Here is a 20,626-nt window from a genome sequence, read left to right as displayed (position 1 = left end):
CGGTACAGCATTTTCGAGCAGATAAAAATAATTTCCAGATTAACCCCTTTAGTTAAATGGAAATCAGTTTAAAATGAAATTGATTGTTTTCGTTTTTGTTAACGGCGATCTCTTTTCCCAAGTGATAAAAAGCCTCCAAAAGGGTGGCATTATTAAATTTTCCGGCATCTATAGCTTTGAAACCAATCAATTCAATTAATCTTTTCACCCTGATTTTTTCGGGGACCTCATCCCCACAAAAGTAGGTTTCCTTGATAATACCCAGCGGATCGTAAAGCGGATAATCCATTCCAAGGTTATTAAATGCCTTAAATAAATGAGCTTCAGGAGCTATTCGCTTGAGTATTTTGGTAGGAGAGTGGTTGATTTTAGTGGTGTAGGTGGTATTGGTGCAGTCTATAATCAGTTTGTCTGCAGTATCCGTATTTTTAAAGGCACGCCAGATAGCCTGCAAATGTTCGTTTTCACTGCATATTAAAATTATATCGGCTTGGATGATCGCAGATTCAAAAGGACAGATGCGATGATGGAGACGATTGAGCATTTTCCATTCTACTTCTTCTACGTCAAAATCGGGATGAACTCCAAATGCTACGGAAATACCGGCATTGATAAATTTTTTTCCAAGTGCTTTTGCTAAAGAAGTCCCTCCTAGAATTCCTAATTTCATAAAAACGGGATTAATGGGTGCTATTGATTTGGGATGATAATCAAACATTCACTTTATGAAGTAGAATGTAATTAATTGAAAAATAAGTGCTTATATTCAAAATAAAAATAATATTTGGTAAAAATTTAAAAATCAAAATATTCAGCTTTTTTAATTATTTAAAGATCTTTTTTTTGAATTTAAAAAGATGCATGTGAACTAGTGTAAGTATCCGTAAATACTATTTTGGGACAAAAGCTCACTCCTAAGCCATCGACAAAATCGCCAATTCATTATGACATGATTGATGTAATTTGAGTACTTAGAACTTTAATAAAATTCATCAGTTATCCATAGTAATCAGGTAAGCTCGTGGATTTATAAATTGCTTTTTAATGGAAGTAGTAAAAAAAAATAAAAGACAAATCATCACCTTCACGCTTTTTAGATTTGAGGGAAGACATGCCTTTTGGATATTTAGGCAAATGGGAAAATCCATTAAGCAATTCAAAAAAGTAGAGGGACTTGAATTTTTTAAATTGATGGGAAGTGGAGGGAAAAATGGTTTTTCCAAGATGCTCAATGTCAATGTTTATGCCTTATTGGGAGTTTGGGAATCTGAGGAAGCGGCTGCCACTTACTTCGAGCAATCAGATCATTTTCTCGAATTTAAATCTCGGGCAAAGGAAATTTGGACCATTTATATGAATACCAGTAAAGCTCATGGAAAATGGTCAGGAATTAACCCTTTTCATCCTAACCACCCTTATGAGTCTGGGCCTGTTGCGGTGATTACCCGGGCACGGATTAAATTCCGATTTTTGAGAAAATTTTGGAGCTATGTGCCCTCGGTCAGTAAGAATTTGGACGAAAGGGATGGTTCCATTTTCTCCATCGGAATCGGAGAATATCCCTGGCTGATGCAGGCTACTTTTAGTCTTTGGGAGGATTTAGAATCCATGCGCAATTATGCCTATCGCTCTAAGCTTCACAGTGAAGTGATCCAAAAAACCCGAACCTTAGGTTGGTACAGTGAAGAGCTGTTTGCCAACTTTGTCCCCTACAAAACGGTGGGTTCATGGGAAGGAGGAAATCCCCTTAGGCAATTTCTGGAAAATTGATGAGGTTATTCCAAAAGCTAATTTTACCCAAAAATCCCGGAGATACTTCCTCCATCGTGACTGATGGTCTGTCCGGTGATGAAGCTGCTATGTTCCGAAAGTAGGTAAACGGCCAAGGAAGCCAATTCTTCACCTTTTCCCATTCGTCCAACAGGGATGTTCTTTTCCATAGCCATTTTCGCTTCTTCATAGGAAATGTTCTCCTGACTACTTTTATTTTTAATTACCCGCTCGATCGCCGGAGTAGCATGAGATCCAGGTGCCAAAACATTCACGGTGACACCTTTGGCAGCAATTTCCAACGCGAGAGTTTTGGCAAAGCCGACAACAGCTGCACGAAAGGCATTACTTAAGGTCAGAGCGGGAAGGGGTTGTTTTACCGATTGACTTTCCAGAAAGAGAATCCTGCCATAGCCATTATTCACTAGGAGTGGAGCTAGTCTTAGTGAAAGGTCGATTTTCCAACGCATCACTTGTTGCCAAGCCTCATCCCAATCGTTCATGGTGGTTTGTAGGGGAGTTCCGGTGGGAGGACCACCCGAATTCAAGAATATGCCGTGAAAATCCTGATTTTGGACAGAATTAAAAATTCGGTCTAGGGTTTCCTGGGAAGTAAAACTACCGGCGATAATTTCTGACTGTTGTTCAAAATCAGCGAATTTTTCTTGAAGAAGCTCTTTTCTCCTTGCGACTAAGACTACGTGGGCACCTTCTGCCAAAAGTAGCCGCGCCACTGCCTCCCCAAAACCGCTGCTAGCGCCACATACTATAAATCGCTGATTGGTTAATTTTAGGTTCATAGGAATCTAGGTTGATATTTCATTTATCTGTTACTGATTGAAATTATATAAATTATCAGAAAATGAAGGATCATCCCATGATCTAACATAAGGTTAGAGGCTTGACTTCAGGTCCAAGGAGAAGAAGAATTCTGAATCCGGGATGTCACTTCCCGATACAAAACTTCGAAAAAATATTCGCTAGCAAATCATCCGTTGTGATTTCACCGGTAATCTCTCCCAAATAATGTAAGGATCTCCGGATATCCATGGCCAAGAAATCATTGGTCACTTCCTGGTCCAAACCATTCAATACGTCCAGCAGGGATTCTCTTGTTCTGGCCAAACTGTCGTAATGACGAACGTTGGTGACGACGGTATTTCCGGTCTTGAATTTATCCAGATTGACCAGTTCAAGTATTCTGGCTTTGAGGCCTTCCAGGTTTTCCTTTTGTCCGGCAGAGATAAAAATGGTGTCAGGATGTTTTATTTTTAACTCATTGATAATATTTTCTTTAGCCTTATCTGTTTTGTTCGCTACTTTAAGAAATGGAACGCCGAGGTTTTCCAGTTTATTGATGTCTCGATTGATCTCAACCAAGTCGGTATCGCTCAAATCAAACAAGTAAAGAATCAGCGATGCAGTCTTCATTTTTTCTTGGGTTCGAGTCACTCCGATAGCTTCAATGGTATCAGTAGTTTCCCGAAGCCCGGCCGTATCGATAAACCGAAAAATAACTCCTCCGATATTGATTTCATCTTCGATAAAATCCCGAGTCGTCCCAGCGATTTCCGAAACGATGGCTTTTTCCTCATTAAGCAAGGCATTGAGTAGGGTGGACTTGCCGGCATTGGGTTTTCCGGCAATGACCGTGGGAACCCCGTTTTTGATCACATTGCCCAAGTCAAAACTTAAAATCAATTCCTCAACCACACTAAGAAGTTTTTCTACCAACACTCTCAAATCATCCCTGCTGGCAAATTCCACATCCTCCTCGGTAAAATCCAGTTCTAGCTCGATCATAGAAGCAAAGTGAATCAACTGTGCTCTCAATTCCTGAATTTCCGATGAAAATCCTCCACGCATTTGATTTAAAGCGGCACTGTGTGAAGCTTCTGAATCGGCATGAATCAAATCAGCCACTGCCTCTGCTTGGGCCAAATCAAACTGTCCGTTGAGAAAAGCCCGTTGGGTAAATTCCCCGGGTTTGGCTAGGCGAACTCCTTTTTTGACAAAGAGTCGAATGACTTGATTGATAATGTAGGAGGAGCCGTGGGTGGAGATTTCCACCACATTTTCCTTGGTAAATGATTTAGGAGCCACAAAAAGAGAAACCAATACCTCATCGATCACCCGCTCCCCGTCACGAATCGTCCCAAAATGAATGGTGTGGCTGTCTTGTTTTTCGAGGTTTTTCCCAAAAAAAACCTCATTACAAATTTTTATGGCGTCTTTTCCAGACAAACGTATAACGGCAATAGCCCCGACACCTTGTGGGGTAGCCAGGGCTATGATGGTATCTTCGCGTTCTGCGAGGCTAAAACTCATGGTTTTGATCTAAAGGCTTTTTCGATTAATTCATTCAACCCAGCCATAAACTGATCCGGCGTTCGGTATCCTGGTAGTTGAGCAATATTTTTAAGAGTGGGCTCGATGACTACAAAATTGGGATAGGAGCGAACTCGCATCGCTGCAGCCATTTGAGCCTCACTGAATGTTTTCCCCTGAAAATCAAAGGTACGCTCGTTGTCTTCGGCATTTAATTTCACGGCGTGAAATTTCTCGTTGATATAGGCGACTACTTTTGGATCGGTAAAGGTCTCCTTGTCCATTTTTTTGCACCAACCGCACCAATCCGTGTACACGTCAATCAAAAGCATTTTGGGATTGGTCTGATTTGCTGCGATGGCATCTTCGAATTTCATCCATTCGATTTTATCCTGGCCAAAGCTCAATTGAGCTAGGAGTAGAAATGAAAACAGAATCAGGTATTTCTTCATAGTAATAATCATCAGTGAGTAAACGACTTCTCCTTTTCTTGAGTTCCAAAACTAAATTTAGACTTTTTACTTTTCAAAACAGCAGAAACCAAGAAAATGACCCCTGCTACTGTGACCATCATTCCGGCTATCGAAGAATCAAGCCAAAATGCCAAATAGTAGCCTAAAACGGAAATCAGTAGGGCTAACAAGACGGTAAGTTTCATCAGAGGAATAAGTTCTTTGGTCCAGAGGAATGCAATCGCAGGAGGCACGACCAGCAGCGCAACAACCAAAATCGCACCTACCGCCTCAAAGGAACTGACCGTAGTATAAGACACCATACTCATCAGCGAAAGATTGATTGCACCTGCAGGTATCCCAAGTGCCAAACCAAAGTTTTCATCAAAACTGGTCAGAGTTAACTCCTTAAATAACAATCGGATAAAGCCTAAGACCAGAAGTAAATTCAGGACAGCAAGCCAGGTAATCCTAGGCCCCATACTCATGCCTGAACCCGTAATCCACAGGTCAATGGGAAGGTAGGCGATCTCTCCATAGAGTACGCATTCCTGATCCAAATCAACTTTGTAAGCAAAAATATTGATTAGGATGATCCCAATCGCAAAGAGCAGGGTAAAGGTGATTCCGATCGAGGCGTCTAGCTGCACCTTGGCTTTTTTGCGGAGCCAGTCAATCATCAAGGTTGCTAAAATCCCGAGCAATCCTGCTCCGATAATGACCTCAAGGCCCCGCTGACTTCCGGATACAAAAAAACCGATTACGATTCCGGGCAGCACGGCATGGGAAATCGCATCTCCTGTCATAGCCATTTTGCGCAGCATCATAAAGACACCCAACAGACCGCAGGAAATGGCGATTAGGGATGCTGTGACAATAATTAAAAAAGCATTTTGGTCGAAACTAATCATGATCTCTTGGGATGTTTTCTTGGTGTGGATCTAGTTTGGGATAATTTAGTCTGCTTTCAAGCAAAGCCTCCAGTTCGGGAGTGAGCAAATGCTCCAGTTTTTCGGCCGATTCATGCACATGATCAGGGGCAATATTCATGTATTCATTGAGGTAAGATTCCCATAGACGATGAAGTCTTACCACGCGTTTGGCTTCAGTCAATCCGCTATTGGTTAAGGATATAAAGTTCTGATTTACTATTAAATAATGATCTTTATTTAAATTTTTTATTGACTTAAGGGATTGCTTCTTTTGTTCGGGATAGAGTTGATAGATTTCCTCTATGGTTAGCCCGGATTTTCCTTCTTCTGTAGCTTTGAAAATACTTTTGAGAATGTGTTCATTTTGGGTTTTTCGCAGGTAATTTTTTCGGGCAAAATATCGGTAAACCATTCCGCGCTTTGGTGCAAAAAGGAAAGAGATCAGAGCCAAAAGAGACAAGCTTACGACTACCCAAGGACCGGTGGGCATTTGGGGAATGACATAGGAAATGTAGGTTCCGGCTATTCCAGAGATGACCGCAAAAATCCCCGCTAGCACCAAGAGTACAGAAAGCTTATCCGTCCAAAAGCGAGCCGCCGCACCTGGCGTGATCAATAATGCGGCCATCAAGACAACTCCGATCGCTTGAATCCCGATGATCACCGAAAGGATCATCAGGACATTAAAAAGAAGCCGAATGCTTTTCATCGGGTATCCGATCGCTTTTCCAAATTCAGCATTGAATACCAATAGGCTGAATTCCTTCATGAAAATCGTCAAGGTCAGAATGATCAAAACCGCCAAACCCCCATAGATCCAAAGATCTTCTTCCAAAATCCCGATGGCATTTCCGAAAATAAACTGATTCAAACCGGCCATTTCCGGGTTTCCCGTTTTCTGAATCACGGTCAACAGCACAATTCCGAATCCAAAGAAGATGGATAAAATACTGGCTATGATCGTGTCCTCACTGAGTTTGGTGTTTTCTTTCAGCCAGGAACTCAAAAAGGTGGCAATCGCACCCGAGACAAATGCTCCTCCGACGATATAAATGGGGTTCTTTTCTCCTGCCAGGAGAAAGCCAAGGCAAATACCGGGCAAGACGGCATGGGAAATGGCATCTCCCAATAATGCCTTTTTGTCCAAAAAACTGAAGGTCCCCACGTAAGCCGAACCTATGCCCAAAAGTGTAATTCCGATCACGATAAAGGCAATCGAGGAATCCTGAAAGGTGAAGAAATAGAGAAAATGGTCCATTTTTTAATTCTTCAAAGGGTTAAAGTCCTTTTGACGGATGATTTCATTGACTTGAGTGAGCAAGTTGAGTTTACCACCGTAAGTTTTCCGAAGTAGGTCTTCTGTGACAACTTCATCTTTTGGTCCGGATGCTACCAAATGCAGATTGAGCATGATCATCCAGTCAAAATACTTCATCGCAGAGTGAATATCATGATGTACCACGATTACGGATTTGCCAGCTTTTGCCATGTTCTGGAGTAGTTCAAAAATGGCGTTTTCGGTAGCCATATCCACCCCGGCAAATGGCTCATCCATCAAATACAGATCGGCCTCCTGAGCTAGAGCTCGTGCAATAAACACCCGCTGCTGCTGTCCTCCGGATAGTTCGGAAATTTGGCGCTTGGCAAAAGCACTCATTCCTACTTTTTCAAGAGACTCCAGCGCAATGGTTTTTTCTTTTTTTCCGGGACGCTTGAAAATTCCCAACTTGCCATAAGTGCCCATTGTGACCACATCCAAAACTGAAGTTGGAAAATTCCAATCGACTGATTCTCGCTGGGGAACATAACTGATCCGACTTCGGACCTCATTCAGGTTTTTGTCAAAGATTTTGACATAACCGCTGCTGTGATCCACCAAACCCATAATCGCCTTGATCAGGGTAGATTTTCCAGCACCATTTGGTCCTAAAATCCCAATAAGTTTAGCGGCGGGTAAGGAAAGGTCCACATTCCAAAGCACGGGACTTTGTTCGTAGCTGACCGTGAGATCGTGAATTTCGAGAATAGGATTTTCGACTTGTTTAATCATGGCTTGAGACTTTCAAATATGATTTGTAGGTTGGTTTGTACCATACCGATATAGGTTCCGGCAGGAGTAGAGGGCTGATCCAAACTGTCTGTATAAAGAGGTCCAGCCAATTGGATGTCATGCCCTTGATTTTTGCCAGCGGCAACCAAGGCATTGATGGCTTTGGGGGAAATGGTTTGTTCGGCAAAAACGGCTTTAATTTTTCGCTCCGCGACGAAATCCGCCAGATCTGTCAGATCTCGAATTCCGGGTTCGCTTAATGTGGACAAACCCTGAAGTCCCCTCACCTCAAAATCGTAGGCCTTCCCAAAATATGCAAAGGCATCATGTGCAGTGATCAAAGCTTGTCCCGTAGCCTTCAGTTCCTTGACTTTCGCTTGGATTTCCTTGTTTAGCACATTCAGTTTGATTTGATACAGAATAGAATTTTCCTCCACCATTGACTTCCATTCGGGTTTCCATTCCTTCAGTTCTTTTGCGGTATATTTCATGGCTAGGGACCAGAGTTTGACATCAAACCAAATGTGCGGATCCACACTGTGGGCCTCAGGACCCGATCGGATAAGCAGGCTATCCGGGATTTCAGTAGAGATATTGATAATGGATTGACTGTATTCCAGCTTTTCAAAAATCTCAGTCATTTTTCCCTCTAGAAAAAGGCCATGATAAATGACTAAATCGGCCTTTTGAAGTAGATCCAAATCTCTGACGGATGCTTTGTACAAATGAGGATCGACTCCGGCCGGCATAAGGGAGACCACCTCGGCATTTTCGCCGACAAGATTATAAACTCCATCCGCCAAGATACTTGTGGTCGCTACGATCAGAGGTTTTTCACGCCCGTTTTCCCGCTCGATTTTGCAGGAAAAAAGGCAGAACAAGCAAACTAATAGAAGAAGATTTTTCATGATTGAAGAACCAAAATATTGGAAGCAACATCTTTTGACATAAAGAGGGTTTTCTTTTGATCGACCAAAATCTCCAATGACCCGTCAAACTCCACTTTGTCCAGGACTTTGATCCGGGCTCCGATATATGCGCCGACTTTGTCCAGGTACCTAAGGAATGCTGCCGAACTGTCCTTGACAGCTGCAATCTGACCGGATTGGTCGATCTCCATTTCATTGAGCTGTATCCGAGGTCGGGAGCGTACATCTCCATATTCGTCGGGAATCGGATCTCCATGGGGATCAAACTTGGGAAAATTCAAATAAGCATCGAGTCGCTGTATCAGTAGGGGAGATTGAATATGCTCCAATTCCTCGGCAACTTCATGAACTTCATCCCAGGCAAAGTTTAATTTTTCGACCAGGAAGACTTCCCAAAGCCGATGTTTTCGAATGGTCTGCAGGGCCAGTTTTTTTCCTTCCTCGGTGATATGAACCCCGTAATATTTGCGGTATTCGATAACCGATTTTTCTCCCAATTTTCGGAGCATGTCTGAAACTGAAGCCGGCTTGGTTTTCATTTCGGCGGCAATGTCATTGGTCGAAACGGATTTTTTGCCCTCGTCGGAGAGGTGATAGATTGCTTTTAGATAATTCTCTTCAGCCGTAGTCAAAATCATAATCGTTCAATTGTCAGACAAATATAAAAATAAATTAAGTCCTATCTAAATAAATATTTGAAATAATCTAAATCACCTGTTGATAAGTCATTTTAGAATGTGTTTACGAAATTAGATAAGGCTAAAAAAATAATTAGGCTCAACTTTTAAAATTGATATACCATTGATTAATAAATAGATATAAATGAGAATAGAGGGTAAATCTCTTAAAACTGGTTTTAAAACGAATGATGCAGGGAGTTTCCGCTTGGAAAATTTCGTGTAAAAATCAGCGGGGCGGTGGATAAAGTTTTGACTTATCCACCATTCGAAAAGGGTCCAAATTAAAGCGAACTGATAAGCCTCAGGAATTCAGCTTCCTGACTTTCCCAAAAGATTTGCACCGGTGGATTTTGGGTGAAATAAGATTTTAAGCGGGCTTGTTGAAAAGCAGTAATGGCTAAACCGGTATTTTTAAAATCGATGGGATATCCACCTTGATAGGATTGGATAAAGTGCTCCCACTTAGGATTTGGAGAAAATAAAAGCGGCACACCCAATGCTGCCGCCTCAAAAAGTTTAGTGGGCATTTTCGAATTTATTTCAGGAAGGTTTTGATAGGGCATTAGGACGAAATCTGCCTTTTGGTAAGCGTTCAGAATTTTAGAGTGATCAATGGGATCAGACGAGAAAATCACGTTCAGCTTGGGGTTGGAAATCGCCATTTTTTCAACTTCCATTTGGTGGGAAGGTAAGGGCACATGTCCGATCAAAGTTAGTGTGCTTTTGGGATGGACTTTCAGGATTTCATCAAACCAATTGATTACATCTAGACTCCCAAAAACTGGCGAGATGGTCCCACCCAAAACGAAATGAAATTCCTTTTTCCCTTCAAAATTGATTTCATTTATCGGCTTAGGAAGGGGGCCAGCATACTTGTTTTCGAGAATCAAGTGGGGAGTTTTTTCCGGCATTTCGGAAGCGTAGCTGGACTCGGCCAATAGAAAATAATCAATGGATTTTCCACTTTCTGCCCAGCGAATCAGCTTTTTTCCAAGTTTCTTTTTCCAAGAACTCAGGTTGGGATTCAGGTTGAGGTTTGAGCGATAGTTTTCCTGTACATCGTAAATCAAGCGGTAGGAAAGCAGTGGTTTGAAAAATTTGGCAAAAGGTAAAAATTCCCAAGTACAGCAGATGACTATTTTTGGCCTGATTTTCAGCAGAATTCGCAGAAACCGAAAAGGCATTTTCAAGCGCTGTCCTGGAGATTTTGTATGGGATATTGAACTAAAAAATCGAATTCCATCTTGTTTAAACGTTGATTTTGCTGAAAAGCCTATGAAGTTTAGGCTGTATTTATTTGTTTCACGCAGCGAAAGTCCAAGCTTCTCAAATGCCCGGCTATCTTTGACGGGTTTTAATCCTGAAGCGATTAAAATAGGGGACTTTTGTACACCTTCAACTTGCATAAACGAAACTAACCAAAATAATGGAACTAAAAACCATCATCGAAAGCGCCTGGGACAACCGGGAATTGTTAAAAGAGAAAGAAACTCAAATCGCCATCAAAACCGTGATTGCGGATCTTGATGCAGGGAAATTACGCGTAGCTGAGCCTGCCGTGGACGGTTCTTGGACCGTAAATGACTGGGTCAAAAAAGCAGTGATTTTATATTTTCCAATCCAAAAAATGCAGACTATCGAGGTGGGGCCTTTTGAGTTTCATGATAAAATGGCCCTAAAGACCAATTATGCTATGCAGGGAGTTCGTGTAGTTCCTCATGCGGTAGCTCGATATGGCGCTTATTTGGCCAATGGCGTGGTGATGATGCCAAGTTATGTTAACATCGGTGCCTATGTGGACAGTGGCACGATGGTTGATACTTGGGCCACCGTCGGTTCCTGTGCTCAGATCGGCAAAAATGTGCATCTCAGTGGAGGAGTAGGGATAGGGGGAGTTTTAGAACCCGTTCAAGCTGCTCCCGTAATTGTAGAAGACGGAGCGTTTGTTGGATCCCGCGCGATCATAGTAGAAGGAGTTCGGATCGGGAAAGAAGCCGTAATCGGAGCAGGAGTCACATTGACTGCCAGTTCGAAAATTATAGATGTGACAGCTTCAGAACCCATCGAATACAAAGGGTATGTTCCGCCAAGATCCGTAGTCATTCCCGGTTCTTTAGCCAAGGAATTTGCTGCGGGAACTTACCAAGTGCCATGCGCTCTAATCATCGGACAACGCAAAGCTTCTACGGATTTAAAAACCTCCCTCAATGATGCATTGAGAGAAAATAATGTAGCAGTCTAAACCAACTAGTATGAAATTATCAATCCGAGCGGGGATCACTTTACTCTTCAGTATGGCGTTGCTGGCTTGTTCTAATTCTGATCAAAACCAAGCCGACACCTATTATAATGATGGAGATTATGATCAAGCGGTCGTAGCTTATACCGAAAAACTCAAGAATAATCCCAAAGATGTCTCGACACTTTACAGCAGAGGAAGAGCTTATGAAGAAGCAGGGAATTTTGAGGAAGCAAAATCTGATTTTGAACAAGCTTTAAAAATAGATCCGAACAACTTCCAGATTTTATTGAGTTTGTCAAATGTGTATCACACCACTGAAAATTATACCAACGCGCTCCTTTATGCCAATCGTGCTGAGGAAATTTCCGGTGCTCCTGCGATGGCTTCTTTTCTTAAAGGGAGAGCTTATCATTCACTAGGAAATACCGAAGAAGCACTCAAAGCCTACGGCAGTGCGATCAGAAGAGACAAGAATTTTGGTCAAGCCTATTACAATCGTGGGCTATTGAAAGTAGCCATGGGAAATATCGGAAGTGCTTGTGAGGATTTGCAGCTGGCAAGTGGTCTGGAATACCCCGGATCATCTGAGGCTTTTGCAAAATATTGCCAATAGAATAGAAAAATTTTCTATCAAAAAAGTCCCACTGGTGTATCTGTTGGGACTTTTTTAGTTTGAATTTTTCTCGATTTCAATCGTGATCATGATCAAGTTCCTGATGATTACAGACGGTTTCAGTTGCTGTTTTTCCAGAACCTCCACAAACTCTACAATCACTTTTTTCTACTTTACTTCCTTGGCAAGTGGGACAGGTTAATCTCCCTTTTCCGCTACAGCGCTCACATTCGAAGTACTCCACGATGTTGAAGATATTCCGTTTGGTAATCATACCACTTGCTGCACACCGACTACAGCCAACGACTCCGGCGGCTTTGCAGTAGCTGCAGGATTGTTCGATTTGTTGCGCACCTAGACAGTTTTCGCAAGTTTGGTGACGATAACCTTGGGCATTGCAAAGCTGACACTGTTGAATTTCGGTAAGAGGCTTTTCCAATTTTTCCTTCAGCTCTTGGGCACCTTGATAGTTTTCTCCTCTAAAACCATTCAACTCCAGGTATTTATTCAGAAATTTCTGACTGTTGTCATATTGCTTTAATTCAAAAAGCGTTTCCGCAAAATAATAGGGCATTTCCGGAGGAAGCGGCAGACTCGAATCAATTAAGTTTCTGAAAATAGAATTGGCGGTTTCGTAGTCATTCCTTTCCATGGCAGCCAAGGCACCTTTCATCCATCGATCGGCTTGACCTAGATTAGGTACGGATTGCGCGAGAAGTGGAGTTTCAGCCAGTAGAAAGATAAGCGTCAGAAAACAAAGAAATTTTTTTATCACGGGTCAGATGCAAATTTGAATACTGCAATAAAGGCAGATGGTAAACAATTGTAAAGTTAAAGTTTCTCAATGAAGATTTTGAAGGTATTTTATGAAATGCGTTTCGGAAGCCAAAAATTGTCTTTATTTTAGGTCATGAAAAAAATCTCATGTAGGATCTTGAGACTTTTAATTTACTAACATAAAACCAAAAAATCATGGGAAAATCAATCACAGCCATCGAAGGAATTGGAGAAGTTTTTAAGGGCAAATTGGCTCAAGCTGGAATCACTACCGTAGAAGGGTTGCTAGAAAAAGGAGCCTCAAAATCAGGCCGAAAATCAATCGCTGAATCATCCGGAATCGACGAAGGTAGAATCCTCGACTGGGTCAATATGGCAGATCTATTCCGGATCAATGGCGTGGCCAGTCAATTTGCGGAGCTGTTGAAAGCGGCTGGTGTAGATACGGTGAAAGAACTCAGAACCAGAAATGCAGAAAATCTTCACGCTGCTTTGGTAAAAACACAGGAAGAAAAAGGATTGACCAAAGCTGTCCCTGCGCTATCTAAAATCGAGGATTTTATTGCTCAGGCAAAAACGCTGGAGCCATTAGTCACTCATTAAAATATTTTGTTAATACTAATATTTTACTAAAACCTTAATGCTATTGGCTTTAAGGTTTTTTTGTAGTTTCAACCTTCAATCTTTTTTCAGCCATGAGTCAAAAAGAAAAATTCACCCAGCACCTCGCCGAAGGTCAAACCTATAAAAAAGATTTTATTGTCTTAGGTACAGGTATATTAGAGGGAGAACCCATCACCGGTGCAACCATCAAAGTTCCGCTAAAAACCCTGAACAGGCATGGTCTGATTGCAGGAGCCACGGGAACCGGAAAGACAAAAACCCTACAGGTGATCTCAGAGCAGCTTTCGCTCAAAGGGATTTCTTCTGTTTTGATGGATCTCAAAGGGGATTTATCCGGCCTGGCACAACCGGGAGAGGCCAATGATTTTATACTGAAGCGATCGGCGCAAATCGGAGTAGATTATGAACCCATGGGTTTGCCGGTGGAGTTGATGTCGATTTCGAAAGAGAAGGGAGTCAATCTCAAAGCCACTGTTTCAGAATTTGGTCCGGTTTTGATTTCCCAGATTTTGGATCTGAATTCCACGCAGCAAGGTGTGATCGCTTTGGTATTTCGCTATTGCGACACGCATCATTTGCCACTTCTGGATTTGAAAGATCTCAAACGAGTATTGCAGTTTATCACTAATGAAGGAAAAGAGGCGATTCAAAAGGAGTTTGGGCAAGTGTCCGCTGCCTCGGTCAATACCATCATGCGGAAAATCATCGAACTCGAGCAACAGGGAGCGGAGCGGTTTTTTGGAGAGCAGTCTTTTGATGTGAATGATTTTGTCCGAAGAAAGGATGGAAAGGGAATTATTTCCATCATTCGGTTGACCGATATTCAAAGCAAGCCAAAGCTATTTTCGACATTTATGTTGAGTGTTTTGTCGGAGATTTATGAGACTTTTCCCGAGCAAGGAGACTCAGATCAACCGAAGCTTTGTTTATTTATTGACGAAGCACACTTGGTTTTCAGTAGTGCTTCAAAAGATCTGTTGGAAAAAATCGAAACCATCATCAAGCTCATCCGATCTAAAGGGGTGGGGGTATTCTTCTGTACACAGACTCCTACCGACGTGCCAGAATCCGTATTGGGACAGTTGGGACTAAAAGTCCAGCATTCCCTGCGGGCATTTACTGCCAAAGATCGAAAAGCCATTAGTAAAACCGCCGAAAACTATCCGATTTCGCCTTATTATAATACTTCTGAAGTTTTGACTTCAATGGGAATCGGAGAGGCGCTAGTCACTGCTCTAAACGAAAAAGGTATTCCTACCCCTCTAGCGCACACGTTGATCAGAGCTCCGATCACCCGAATGGATATTTTGAGCTCTTCGGAAATTGATCAGGTGGTCAGTGAATCCACTTTGGTCCCGAAGTACAATCAAGAAATAGATCGGGAAAGTGCTTTTGAAATTTTGAATCAAAAAATGGATCAAATAGAGAAAGAGCAGGAAAAAGCGGATCTAGCCGGTCCTGGAAGCAGGTCCCGAACTACGGCAAGAACACCACAGGACCAGTCCTTGATTGAGGAACTCAGCAAAAATACCCTGGTAAGACAAATCGGAAGAACGATCTTTCGCGAGTTGACTCGTGGGATATTGGGTTCATTTTCTAGAAGATGACAATAAAAAAATATTTATTCCTTTGAAAATAGCAGTGATCGGAGGGGGTGCGGCAGGTTTCTTTGCTGCTATTCATGCAGCTCGGCAGGGAAATCAGGTGACGATTTATGAAAAGACATCTAAGCTTCTTTCCAAAGTCCGGATTTCCGGGGGCGGACGGTGCAATGTCACCCACCGGCCGATGGAGATTTCTAAATTGGTGAAAAATTATCCTCGGGGAGAGAAGTTTCTGAAGCGGGTTTTTCGGCATTTTGACCAAAAGGATACCTTTACCTGGTTTGAGTCCAGAGGTGTCAAGCTAAAAGTTGAGGAGGATGGTCGTGTTTTTCCGGTTTCAGATGATTCATCCTCGATAGTTGATGCTTTGCTGAAGGAGGCAAGGGAAAGGAATGTTCGAATTGAAACCGGAATGGCTTTGAATGCCATTCAAACAAATTCAAATGGACTTGAATTACAGTTTGAACACGAGAAAATAAAGGTAGATGCAGTCATTTTGGCGACTGGAGGAAACCCGAAGATTTCCGGTTATCATTTTCTTGATGGTCTAAACCATCAAATTAAATCTCCCATTCCTTCCTTATTTACATTTAATACTCCGGCTGAGCCTATTCGGAAATTGATGGGCTTGTCAGTGCCTCAGGCTCATGTGAGATTAGAGTCCACCAAACTTTCCTATTCTGGTCCTTTGCTGATTACCCATTGGGGTATCAGTGGTCCCGCTGTATTGAAGTTGTCGGCTTTTGGGGCAGATTGGCTACATGAATGTAAATATGAAGCTAGGGCGGTGATCAATTGGAACGGGAATTTCAAAGAGATAGAATATGAGGAACAGCTGAGAAACTATCAAAAAGCCCACCCCAATCGGTTGATCAAGAACTACCCGCTGTTTGGTATTCCGGGGCGGCTTTGGGAGCATTTTTTGGAACGGGCAGAGATCGGCGAATTGGATTCTTTCGGGAATTTTTCCAAAAAACAACTTAATAAATTGGTACAGAATCTTTTTTGCTATATTTTGACCATTAAAGGAAAAACCACCTTCAAAGAAGAGTTCGTAACTGCAGGTGGAGTGGACCTTTCAGGCATTCACCCAGAAACTATGGAAAGTATTTATCACCCGAATATTTATTTTTCAGGAGAAGTATTGAATATTGATGGGATTACAGGTGGTTTTAATTTTCAAGCCGCTTGGTCCACAGGTTATTTAGCGGGCGTATCTTCAATTAGGCATTCTATATGAGCACAAGTTATCCTGATCTACGACAACTCATCGTAGATATGGCAGAGGGGGATGAAGAATTTAAGGATGAACTCACCCGGGCAATACACAATGGTCTCCATGAACTAAAGGATGTGTATGAAGAGGGTGTGACTATGCGGGATGAGGTCACGATTCAGCAAATCAGACATAAGGTAAAACCCACCTTGGGCATGTTTGAATTTGATGATTTGACTGAAATTCTACAGGAGGGAAAGGAGATTCTAGAATCCCAGGGATTTGGTGAAGACTTTGAAAAGCATTGGGCAAAATTAAAACTCCGTCTGCTAAACGCCATTGAGGAAGTTGCCCGGATGATATAAAAAAAGGAGTCTGCACCTGCGACTCCGCTTTTATGTTTTATACCCTATGAAGAAAATTCTATACAAAAGTAGCGTTTGATTAGTTGGCGTTATTTATCCTAAGATGAATAGCGTGTTAAGTTTTTTATTCTATGCCTATTATTTCTTCTAAGTACCGCAATCCTCCTTTTTACCTCTTTAATGGACACCTGGAAACCATCGTGCCGAGTTTATTACGCAAGGTGAAAGGAGTAAGCTATCAACGAGAAAAAATCGATACCCCCGATGATGATTTTTTGAATTTGGATTGGTCCGAAGTGGGCTCAGATCGACTTCTGATTGTTTCCCATGGATTAGAGGGGGATTCGTATCGTCATTACGCCATGGGTTTGGTCAAATTATTTAATCAACATGGAGTCGATGTAGTAGTTTGGAATAACCGAAGCTGCGGTGGAGAGATCAATCTAAAGCCTATTTTATATCACCATGGGGCCAGTTATGATTTGGAAACAGTGGTGCAGCATGTGATCGGGAACAGAAATTATGAGTATATTTTTCTGGCAGGGATCAGCATGGGAGGAGCCCAAACCCTCAAATATTTGGGAGAAAAAGCGCTTAGCCTGCCGCCTCAGATCAAGCGGGCGGCGGTTTACTCCACTCCTTGTAACCTGCCCTCTAGTGCTGCCACGCTAAAATTGAAATCTAATCAGTTTTATAAAAATCGCTTTCTGGGAAAATTGAAAAATAAAATCCGTGCAAAGGCGCTGCAATTTCCCGATTTGATTGATCTAGACCTACTTGATCGAGTGGATTCCTTTGATGAATTTGATACGCATTTTACGGCGAAGTTACATGGATTTAAAGATGCGGCTGACTTTTACCAATCCGTGAGTCCTGATAATTGGATATCACAAATCACTATTCCAACGCTGATAATCAATGCCCTGAATGATCCCCTTCTCGGTTCCGAATGCTATCCCACTAAAATAGCGAACGAAAAATCAGAATTAGTACTAGAAATGCCTCAACGGGGAGGCCACACCGGTTTTTTAATCCCTAAAAATGAGTTTTCCTATGCCGAATACCGGCTACTGGAATTTTTATTGAACTGAGGCTAATTTCCTTCAATTCTTTATATTAGCAAAAAGTCACTTACACATGAACAAGTTATTTTTCGGAACCATTATTTTTCTTTTTTCACTCACCCTTCTTTTGATGTGGTTTTATGAATTTAGTGACTTTCGCTTTGGCTATTTGGTTTTGGCGGTATTAGCTGCTTTGACTTTATTGGGGATTTACGATACAGTTCAAAAAAAGCATGCGATTCGTAGAAACTATCCAGTTGTCGGAAATTTTCGATACATGCTGGAATCCATCAGTCCGGAAATGCAGCAGTATTTTGTGGAAAGCAATACCGACGGAAGGCCTTTTAGTAGAAACCTTCGCGCTTTGGCTTACCGTCGAGCCAAAAATGTCAATGATACTCATCCATTTGGTACCCAGCGGGATATCGATGGAGAGGATTATACGGCTTTGAGACATTCGATTTATGCGGTTCACCCTAAAGATGAAGACCTTCGGGTTACTATTGGGTCCAAATTCTGCACCCAACCGTACTCTTCATCTATTTTGAATATTTCTGCCATGAGTTTTGGTTCTTTGAGCAGCAATGCCATTATCGCATTGAACCGTGGGGCCAAAAAGGGAAATTTTCTACACAATACCGGAGAGGGAGGTATCGCCTCGTATCATTTGGAAGGAGGAGATATTTGCTGGCAGATTGGTACAGGATATTTTGGATGTAGAGATGAATCGGGTCGGTTTAGTGCCAAAGATTTCAAGGAGAAAGCTAGTTTACCACAGGTAAAAATGATTGAGTTGAAGCTTTCTCAGGGGGCTAAACCCGGTCATGGTGGCGTATTGCCAGGGATAAAAAACACTGCGGAAATAGCAAAGATCAGAGGGATTTTGCAAGGAACTACCGTATTGTCTCCTCCATCCCACAGCGCTTTTTCCAATCCAAAAGAAATGATTCAGTTCATTGCTCAGCTTAGGGAACTTGCAGGAGGAAAACCGGTCGGATTTAAACTTTGTATCGGGAGAACGGAGGAATTTATCGAACTCTGCAAGGCGATGATCAGTCAGGAAACTTGGCCCGACTTCATTACCATCGATGGAGCGGAGGGAGGGACGGGTGCCGCTCCATTGGAGTTTTCAGATAGTGTGGGATTGCCACTGGAACCGGCGTTGATTTTTGTCAAAGCGGCTTTGGAAAAATTTAATCTCAAAGATGAGATCAAATTAATTGCATCGGGAAAAGTTGTCAGTGCTTTTTCGATTGTGAAAAATATAGCGCTGGGCGCCGATATCTGTAATTCTGCTCGGGGTTTTATGTTTAGTCTAGGATGTATTCAGTCTTTACGATGCAATACCAATGAATGCCCGACCGGCGTAGCTACTCAAAAGCGCGGACTTGTCAATGGATTGGTGGTGACGGATAAAGCTGAACGAGTCTATAATTTTCATCATAACACCATTGAAGCGGTGAGGGAATTGATCGGAGCGGCAGGGCATTATCACACCAATACCTTGAGTGTGCATGATTTGGTCAAAGGCGATGAAATGATCAAATTAGCCAATCGCTATTTCCCTGATACCGTCAATACACAGGTTTAATTGTTTTTATAAAACTTTATAATTTAATTAGTTATTGAAATCGAGTTAAAGCCATTTTGGCAACGGCGCCTCCAATGGATAGCGAGCTCGTGGCTGCCGGAGAAGGGGCATTGAGCACGTTGATGGCAAACTCAGATTCTCGGATGGCAAAATCATCCAGTAATCCTCCTGTTCGATCACAGGCTTGGGCACGGACTCCAGCACCGCCTTCGACTAAATCGGATGCTTGGATTTCAGGAATCAATTCTTGCAAAGCTTTGGTAAAAGCAGCTTTCGAAAAAGATCGGTACAGTTCGCCAAAACCGGTTTTCCAATACTTGGCCGCTACTTTTTGAAACCCTGGCCAAGCCAAAGTTTCTGCCAATTCACCAAGATTGATTTGAGATTTTTTATAGCCTTCTCGTCGAAAAGCTAGTACCGCATTTGGACCGGCTTCCACACCGCCTTTCATCATGCGGGTAAAGTGTACACCCAAAAAGGGAAAATTAGGGTCGGGTACGGGATAAATCAGGTTTTTGACCAAGTATTCTTTTTCCTTTTTGAGCTTAAAATATTCTCCTCGAAAGGGAATGATTTTGACCTCAGTTGAGGATTCATCATTCATTTTGGCGACTTTATCTGAATACAGTCCCGCGCAATTAATGACCAATTTTGCCTCAATGCTTTTATTTGAAGTTTCGATTTGATTTATACCTTTTTTATGGCTTACGCTTAGGACTTTATGATTTAATAAAATAGCTCCTCCTCCTTGTAGAATTTTGCGTCCATAAGCCAAAGCCACTTGATGATAATCCACGATTCCGGTCTGCGGCACATGGATAGCAGCCACTCCGGCGCAATGGGGTTCGTATTCGTTGAGTTCCTCCAAACTGATTTTCCGAGTGCCTTCAAGCCCATTTTCCAAGCCTCTTTTGAGCAGGGTATCGAGGAGCGCTTTTTGCTCGTTGCGAGTGGCGACGACTACTTTTCCTGTGATCTCAAAAGGGATTTTTTCGGCTTCGCAAAACTGAATCAACTCCTGATAACCCTTGATACAATTGGTGGCTTTGAGTGAACCCGGTTTGTAATAAAGTCCTGAATGAATCACTCCGGAGTTATTTCCCGTTTGATGTTTGGCGAGTTGATTTTCTTTTTCCAGAATGACGATTTTCAAGTCCGGTTTTTGGTTCAAGATTTTCAAACCTGTGGCCAATCCGACGATTCCTCCTCCTATGATCGCTATATCGTATGTCATAAATTCTCTAATACAAAGCTCAAATATAGTAGGAGCAAAGCGATTTCCCGTAGCTAAACCGAGCTTGAATGAGGGAAGAATTTAGAAATAAAATCAGGGAACTGATGAAAAAGGGCGAGGAATGAATTTATTTTGCAGCACGTTAGTTTCTTTCA

General features: G+C 42.2%; 21 protein-coding genes. 9 read left to right on the top strand and 12 right to left on the bottom strand.

What is annotated here, in order from left to right; translation table 11 throughout:
• Positions 1-52: 52 nt before the first annotated feature.
• Positions 53-670 (bottom strand): NADPH-dependent F420 reductase, encoded by a 618-nt coding sequence (locus BM043_RS06115; RefSeq protein ID WP_092789949.1) that lies wholly within the window; start codon positions 668-670, stop codon positions 53-55.
• 374 nt (positions 671-1,044) lie between these two features.
• Here BM043_RS06115 and BM043_RS06110 point away from each other — a divergent pair, with 374 nt between their 5' ends.
• Complete coding sequence (locus BM043_RS06110; protein ID WP_092789807.1) at positions 1,045-1,770, top strand: hypothetical protein; 726 nt, start codon at positions 1,045-1,047, stop codon at positions 1,768-1,770.
• 23 nt (positions 1,771-1,793) lie between these two features.
• On the opposite strand, the gene BM043_RS06105 is transcribed toward BM043_RS06110, so the two are convergent.
• The 9 genes from BM043_RS06105 to BM043_RS06065 form a co-directional block, all read right to left on the bottom strand.
• Positions 1,794-2,570 carry an SDR family oxidoreductase gene (locus tag BM043_RS06105; RefSeq protein WP_092789805.1) on the bottom strand — a complete coding sequence of 259 codons (777 nt, stop codon included), beginning with the start codon at positions 2,568-2,570 and terminating at the stop codon, positions 1,794-1,796.
• A gap of 145 nt (positions 2,571-2,715) precedes the next feature.
• Positions 2,716-4,098 (bottom strand): tRNA uridine-5-carboxymethylaminomethyl(34) synthesis GTPase MnmE, encoded by a 1,383-nt coding sequence (gene mnmE, locus BM043_RS06100; RefSeq protein WP_092789804.1) that lies wholly within the window; start codon positions 4,096-4,098, stop codon positions 2,716-2,718.
• A complete protein-coding gene (locus BM043_RS06095; RefSeq protein WP_092789947.1) occupies positions 4,095-4,550 on the bottom strand; it encodes a thioredoxin family protein in 456 nt (151 codons plus the stop codon). The genes mnmE and BM043_RS06095 overlap by 4 nt, the downstream gene beginning before the upstream one ends.
• Positions 4,551-4,561: 11 nt before the next feature.
• Positions 4,562-5,461, bottom strand: coding sequence for a metal ABC transporter permease (locus tag BM043_RS06090; protein WP_245752963.1), 900 nt, complete (start codon positions 5,459-5,461; stop codon positions 4,562-4,564).
• Positions 5,454-6,740, bottom strand: a complete 1,287-nt coding sequence (locus tag BM043_RS06085; protein WP_092789802.1) for a metal ABC transporter permease — start codon at positions 6,738-6,740, stop codon at positions 5,454-5,456. The genes BM043_RS06090 and BM043_RS06085 overlap by 8 nt, the downstream gene beginning before the upstream one ends.
• 3 nt (positions 6,741-6,743) lie before the next feature.
• The gene (locus BM043_RS06080) at positions 6,744-7,532 is read right to left on the bottom strand and encodes a metal ABC transporter ATP-binding protein (RefSeq protein ID WP_092789800.1); all 789 of its coding nucleotides are present in this window, start codon (positions 7,530-7,532) and stop codon (positions 6,744-6,746) included.
• Positions 7,529-8,440 (bottom strand): metal ABC transporter solute-binding protein, Zn/Mn family, encoded by a 912-nt coding sequence (locus tag BM043_RS06075; RefSeq protein ID WP_092789798.1) that lies wholly within the window; start codon positions 8,438-8,440, stop codon positions 7,529-7,531. The genes BM043_RS06080 and BM043_RS06075 overlap by 4 nt, the downstream gene beginning before the upstream one ends.
• Positions 8,437-9,102: a metal-dependent transcriptional regulator gene (locus BM043_RS06070; protein WP_092789797.1), complete on the bottom strand. Its 666-nt coding sequence runs from the start codon at positions 9,100-9,102 to the stop codon at positions 8,437-8,439. The genes BM043_RS06075 and BM043_RS06070 overlap by 4 nt, the downstream gene beginning before the upstream one ends.
• Before the next feature lie 320 nt (positions 9,103-9,422).
• Positions 9,423-10,547: a glycosyltransferase family protein gene (locus BM043_RS06065; protein ID WP_092789795.1), complete on the bottom strand. Its 1,125-nt coding sequence runs from the start codon at positions 10,545-10,547 to the stop codon at positions 9,423-9,425.
• Positions 10,548-10,567: 20 nt separating this feature from the next.
• Here BM043_RS06065 and BM043_RS06060 point away from each other — a divergent pair, with 20 nt between their 5' ends.
• Together BM043_RS06060 and BM043_RS06055 are read left to right on the top strand one after the other, a co-directional pair.
• Positions 10,568-11,383 carry a 2,3,4,5-tetrahydropyridine-2,6-dicarboxylate N-succinyltransferase gene (locus tag BM043_RS06060; protein ID WP_092789793.1) on the top strand — a complete coding sequence of 272 codons (816 nt, stop codon included), beginning with the start codon at positions 10,568-10,570 and terminating at the stop codon, positions 11,381-11,383.
• Between the two features lie 10 nt (positions 11,384-11,393).
• On the top strand, positions 11,394-11,996 hold the full coding sequence (locus BM043_RS06055) for a tetratricopeptide repeat protein (protein ID WP_092789791.1): 603 nt from the start codon (positions 11,394-11,396) through the stop codon (positions 11,994-11,996).
• 76 nt (positions 11,997-12,072) lie between these two features.
• Here BM043_RS06055 and BM043_RS06050 read toward each other — a convergent pair whose 3' ends face one another.
• On the bottom strand, positions 12,073-12,771 hold the full coding sequence (locus BM043_RS06050) for an outer membrane protein assembly factor BamD (RefSeq protein WP_245752961.1): 699 nt from the start codon (positions 12,769-12,771) through the stop codon (positions 12,073-12,075).
• A gap of 197 nt (positions 12,772-12,968) precedes the next feature.
• Between BM043_RS06050 and BM043_RS06045 the strand changes: the two genes are divergently transcribed.
• The 6 genes from BM043_RS06045 (at position 12,969) to BM043_RS06020 (ending at position 19,237) form a co-directional block, all read left to right on the top strand.
• Complete coding sequence (locus tag BM043_RS06045; RefSeq protein ID WP_092789789.1) at positions 12,969-13,376, top strand: DUF4332 domain-containing protein; 408 nt, start codon at positions 12,969-12,971, stop codon at positions 13,374-13,376.
• Between the two features lie 92 nt (positions 13,377-13,468).
• Positions 13,469-15,004, top strand: coding sequence for a helicase HerA-like domain-containing protein (locus BM043_RS06040; RefSeq protein WP_092789786.1), 1,536 nt, complete (start codon positions 13,469-13,471; stop codon positions 15,002-15,004).
• A gap of 22 nt (positions 15,005-15,026) precedes the next feature.
• A complete protein-coding gene (locus tag BM043_RS06035) occupies positions 15,027-16,241 on the top strand; it encodes a BaiN/RdsA family NAD(P)/FAD-dependent oxidoreductase (protein ID WP_092789942.1) in 1,215 nt (404 codons plus the stop codon).
• A complete protein-coding gene (locus BM043_RS06030; RefSeq protein WP_092789784.1) occupies positions 16,238-16,582 on the top strand; it encodes a hypothetical protein in 345 nt (114 codons plus the stop codon). The genes BM043_RS06035 and BM043_RS06030 overlap by 4 nt, the downstream gene beginning before the upstream one ends.
• Before the next feature lie 131 nt (positions 16,583-16,713).
• Entirely contained in the window at positions 16,714-17,673 is a 960-nt protein-coding gene (locus BM043_RS06025; protein WP_092789782.1) for a YheT family hydrolase, read from the top strand.
• Positions 17,674-17,719: 46 nt separating this feature from the next.
• Positions 17,720-19,237: an FMN-binding glutamate synthase family protein gene (locus tag BM043_RS06020; RefSeq protein ID WP_092789781.1), complete on the top strand. Its 1,518-nt coding sequence runs from the start codon at positions 17,720-17,722 to the stop codon at positions 19,235-19,237.
• Positions 19,238-19,268: 31 nt separating this feature from the next.
• On the opposite strand, the gene lhgO is transcribed toward BM043_RS06020, so the two are convergent.
• Entirely contained in the window at positions 19,269-20,471 is a 1,203-nt protein-coding gene (lhgO, locus tag BM043_RS06015) for an L-2-hydroxyglutarate oxidase (RefSeq protein ID WP_092789779.1), read from the bottom strand.
• Positions 20,472-20,626: the final 155 nt, after the last annotated feature.

Origin of the sequence: Algoriphagus hitonicola (assembly GCF_900113375.1) — a bacterium.
GTDB lineage: Bacteria > Bacteroidota > Bacteroidia > Cytophagales > Cyclobacteriaceae > Algoriphagus > Algoriphagus hitonicola.
This window is presented reverse-complemented; position numbering and strand designations above follow the sequence as displayed.

Bases quoted from the DNA above. Each gene is read 5' to 3' on its own strand.
- BM043_RS06115 (WP_092789949.1), bottom strand. From the start codon at position 670: ATGAAATTAGGAATTCTAGGAGGGACTTCTTTAGCAAAAGCACTTGGA.
- BM043_RS06110 (WP_092789807.1), top strand. From the start codon at position 1,045: ATGGAAGTAGTAAAAAAAAATAAAAGACAAATCATCACCTTCACGCTT.
- BM043_RS06105 (WP_092789805.1), bottom strand. From the start codon at position 2,570: ATGAACCTAAAATTAACCAATCAGCGATTTATAGTATGTGGCGCTAGC.
- mnmE (WP_092789804.1), bottom strand. From the start codon at position 4,098: ATGAGTTTTAGCCTCGCAGAACGCGAAGATACCATCATAGCCCTGGCT.
- BM043_RS06095 (WP_092789947.1), bottom strand. From the start codon at position 4,550: ATGAAGAAATACCTGATTCTGTTTTCATTTCTACTCCTAGCTCAATTG.
- BM043_RS06090 (WP_245752963.1), bottom strand. From the start codon at position 5,461: ATGATTAGTTTCGACCAAAATGCTTTTTTAATTATTGTCACAGCATCC.
- BM043_RS06085 (WP_092789802.1), bottom strand. From the start codon at position 6,740: ATGGACCATTTTCTCTATTTCTTCACCTTTCAGGATTCCTCGATTGCC.
- BM043_RS06080 (WP_092789800.1), bottom strand. From the start codon at position 7,532: ATGATTAAACAAGTCGAAAATCCTATTCTCGAAATTCACGATCTCACG.
- BM043_RS06075 (WP_092789798.1), bottom strand. From the start codon at position 8,440: ATGAAAAATCTTCTTCTATTAGTTTGCTTGTTCTGCCTTTTTTCCTGC.
- BM043_RS06065 (WP_092789795.1), bottom strand. From the start codon at position 10,547: ATGCAAGTTGAAGGTGTACAAAAGTCCCCTATTTTAATCGCTTCAGGA.
- BM043_RS06060 (WP_092789793.1), top strand. From the start codon at position 10,568: ATGGAACTAAAAACCATCATCGAAAGCGCCTGGGACAACCGGGAATTG.
- BM043_RS06055 (WP_092789791.1), top strand. From the start codon at position 11,394: ATGAAATTATCAATCCGAGCGGGGATCACTTTACTCTTCAGTATGGCG.
- BM043_RS06045 (WP_092789789.1), top strand. From the start codon at position 12,969: ATGGGAAAATCAATCACAGCCATCGAAGGAATTGGAGAAGTTTTTAAG.
- BM043_RS06040 (WP_092789786.1), top strand. From the start codon at position 13,469: ATGAGTCAAAAAGAAAAATTCACCCAGCACCTCGCCGAAGGTCAAACC.
- BM043_RS06030 (WP_092789784.1), top strand. From the start codon at position 16,238: ATGAGCACAAGTTATCCTGATCTACGACAACTCATCGTAGATATGGCA.
- BM043_RS06025 (WP_092789782.1), top strand. From the start codon at position 16,714: ATGCCTATTATTTCTTCTAAGTACCGCAATCCTCCTTTTTACCTCTTT.
- BM043_RS06020 (WP_092789781.1), top strand. From the start codon at position 17,720: ATGAACAAGTTATTTTTCGGAACCATTATTTTTCTTTTTTCACTCACC.
- lhgO (WP_092789779.1), bottom strand. From the start codon at position 20,471: ATGACATACGATATAGCGATCATAGGAGGAGGAATCGTCGGATTGGCC.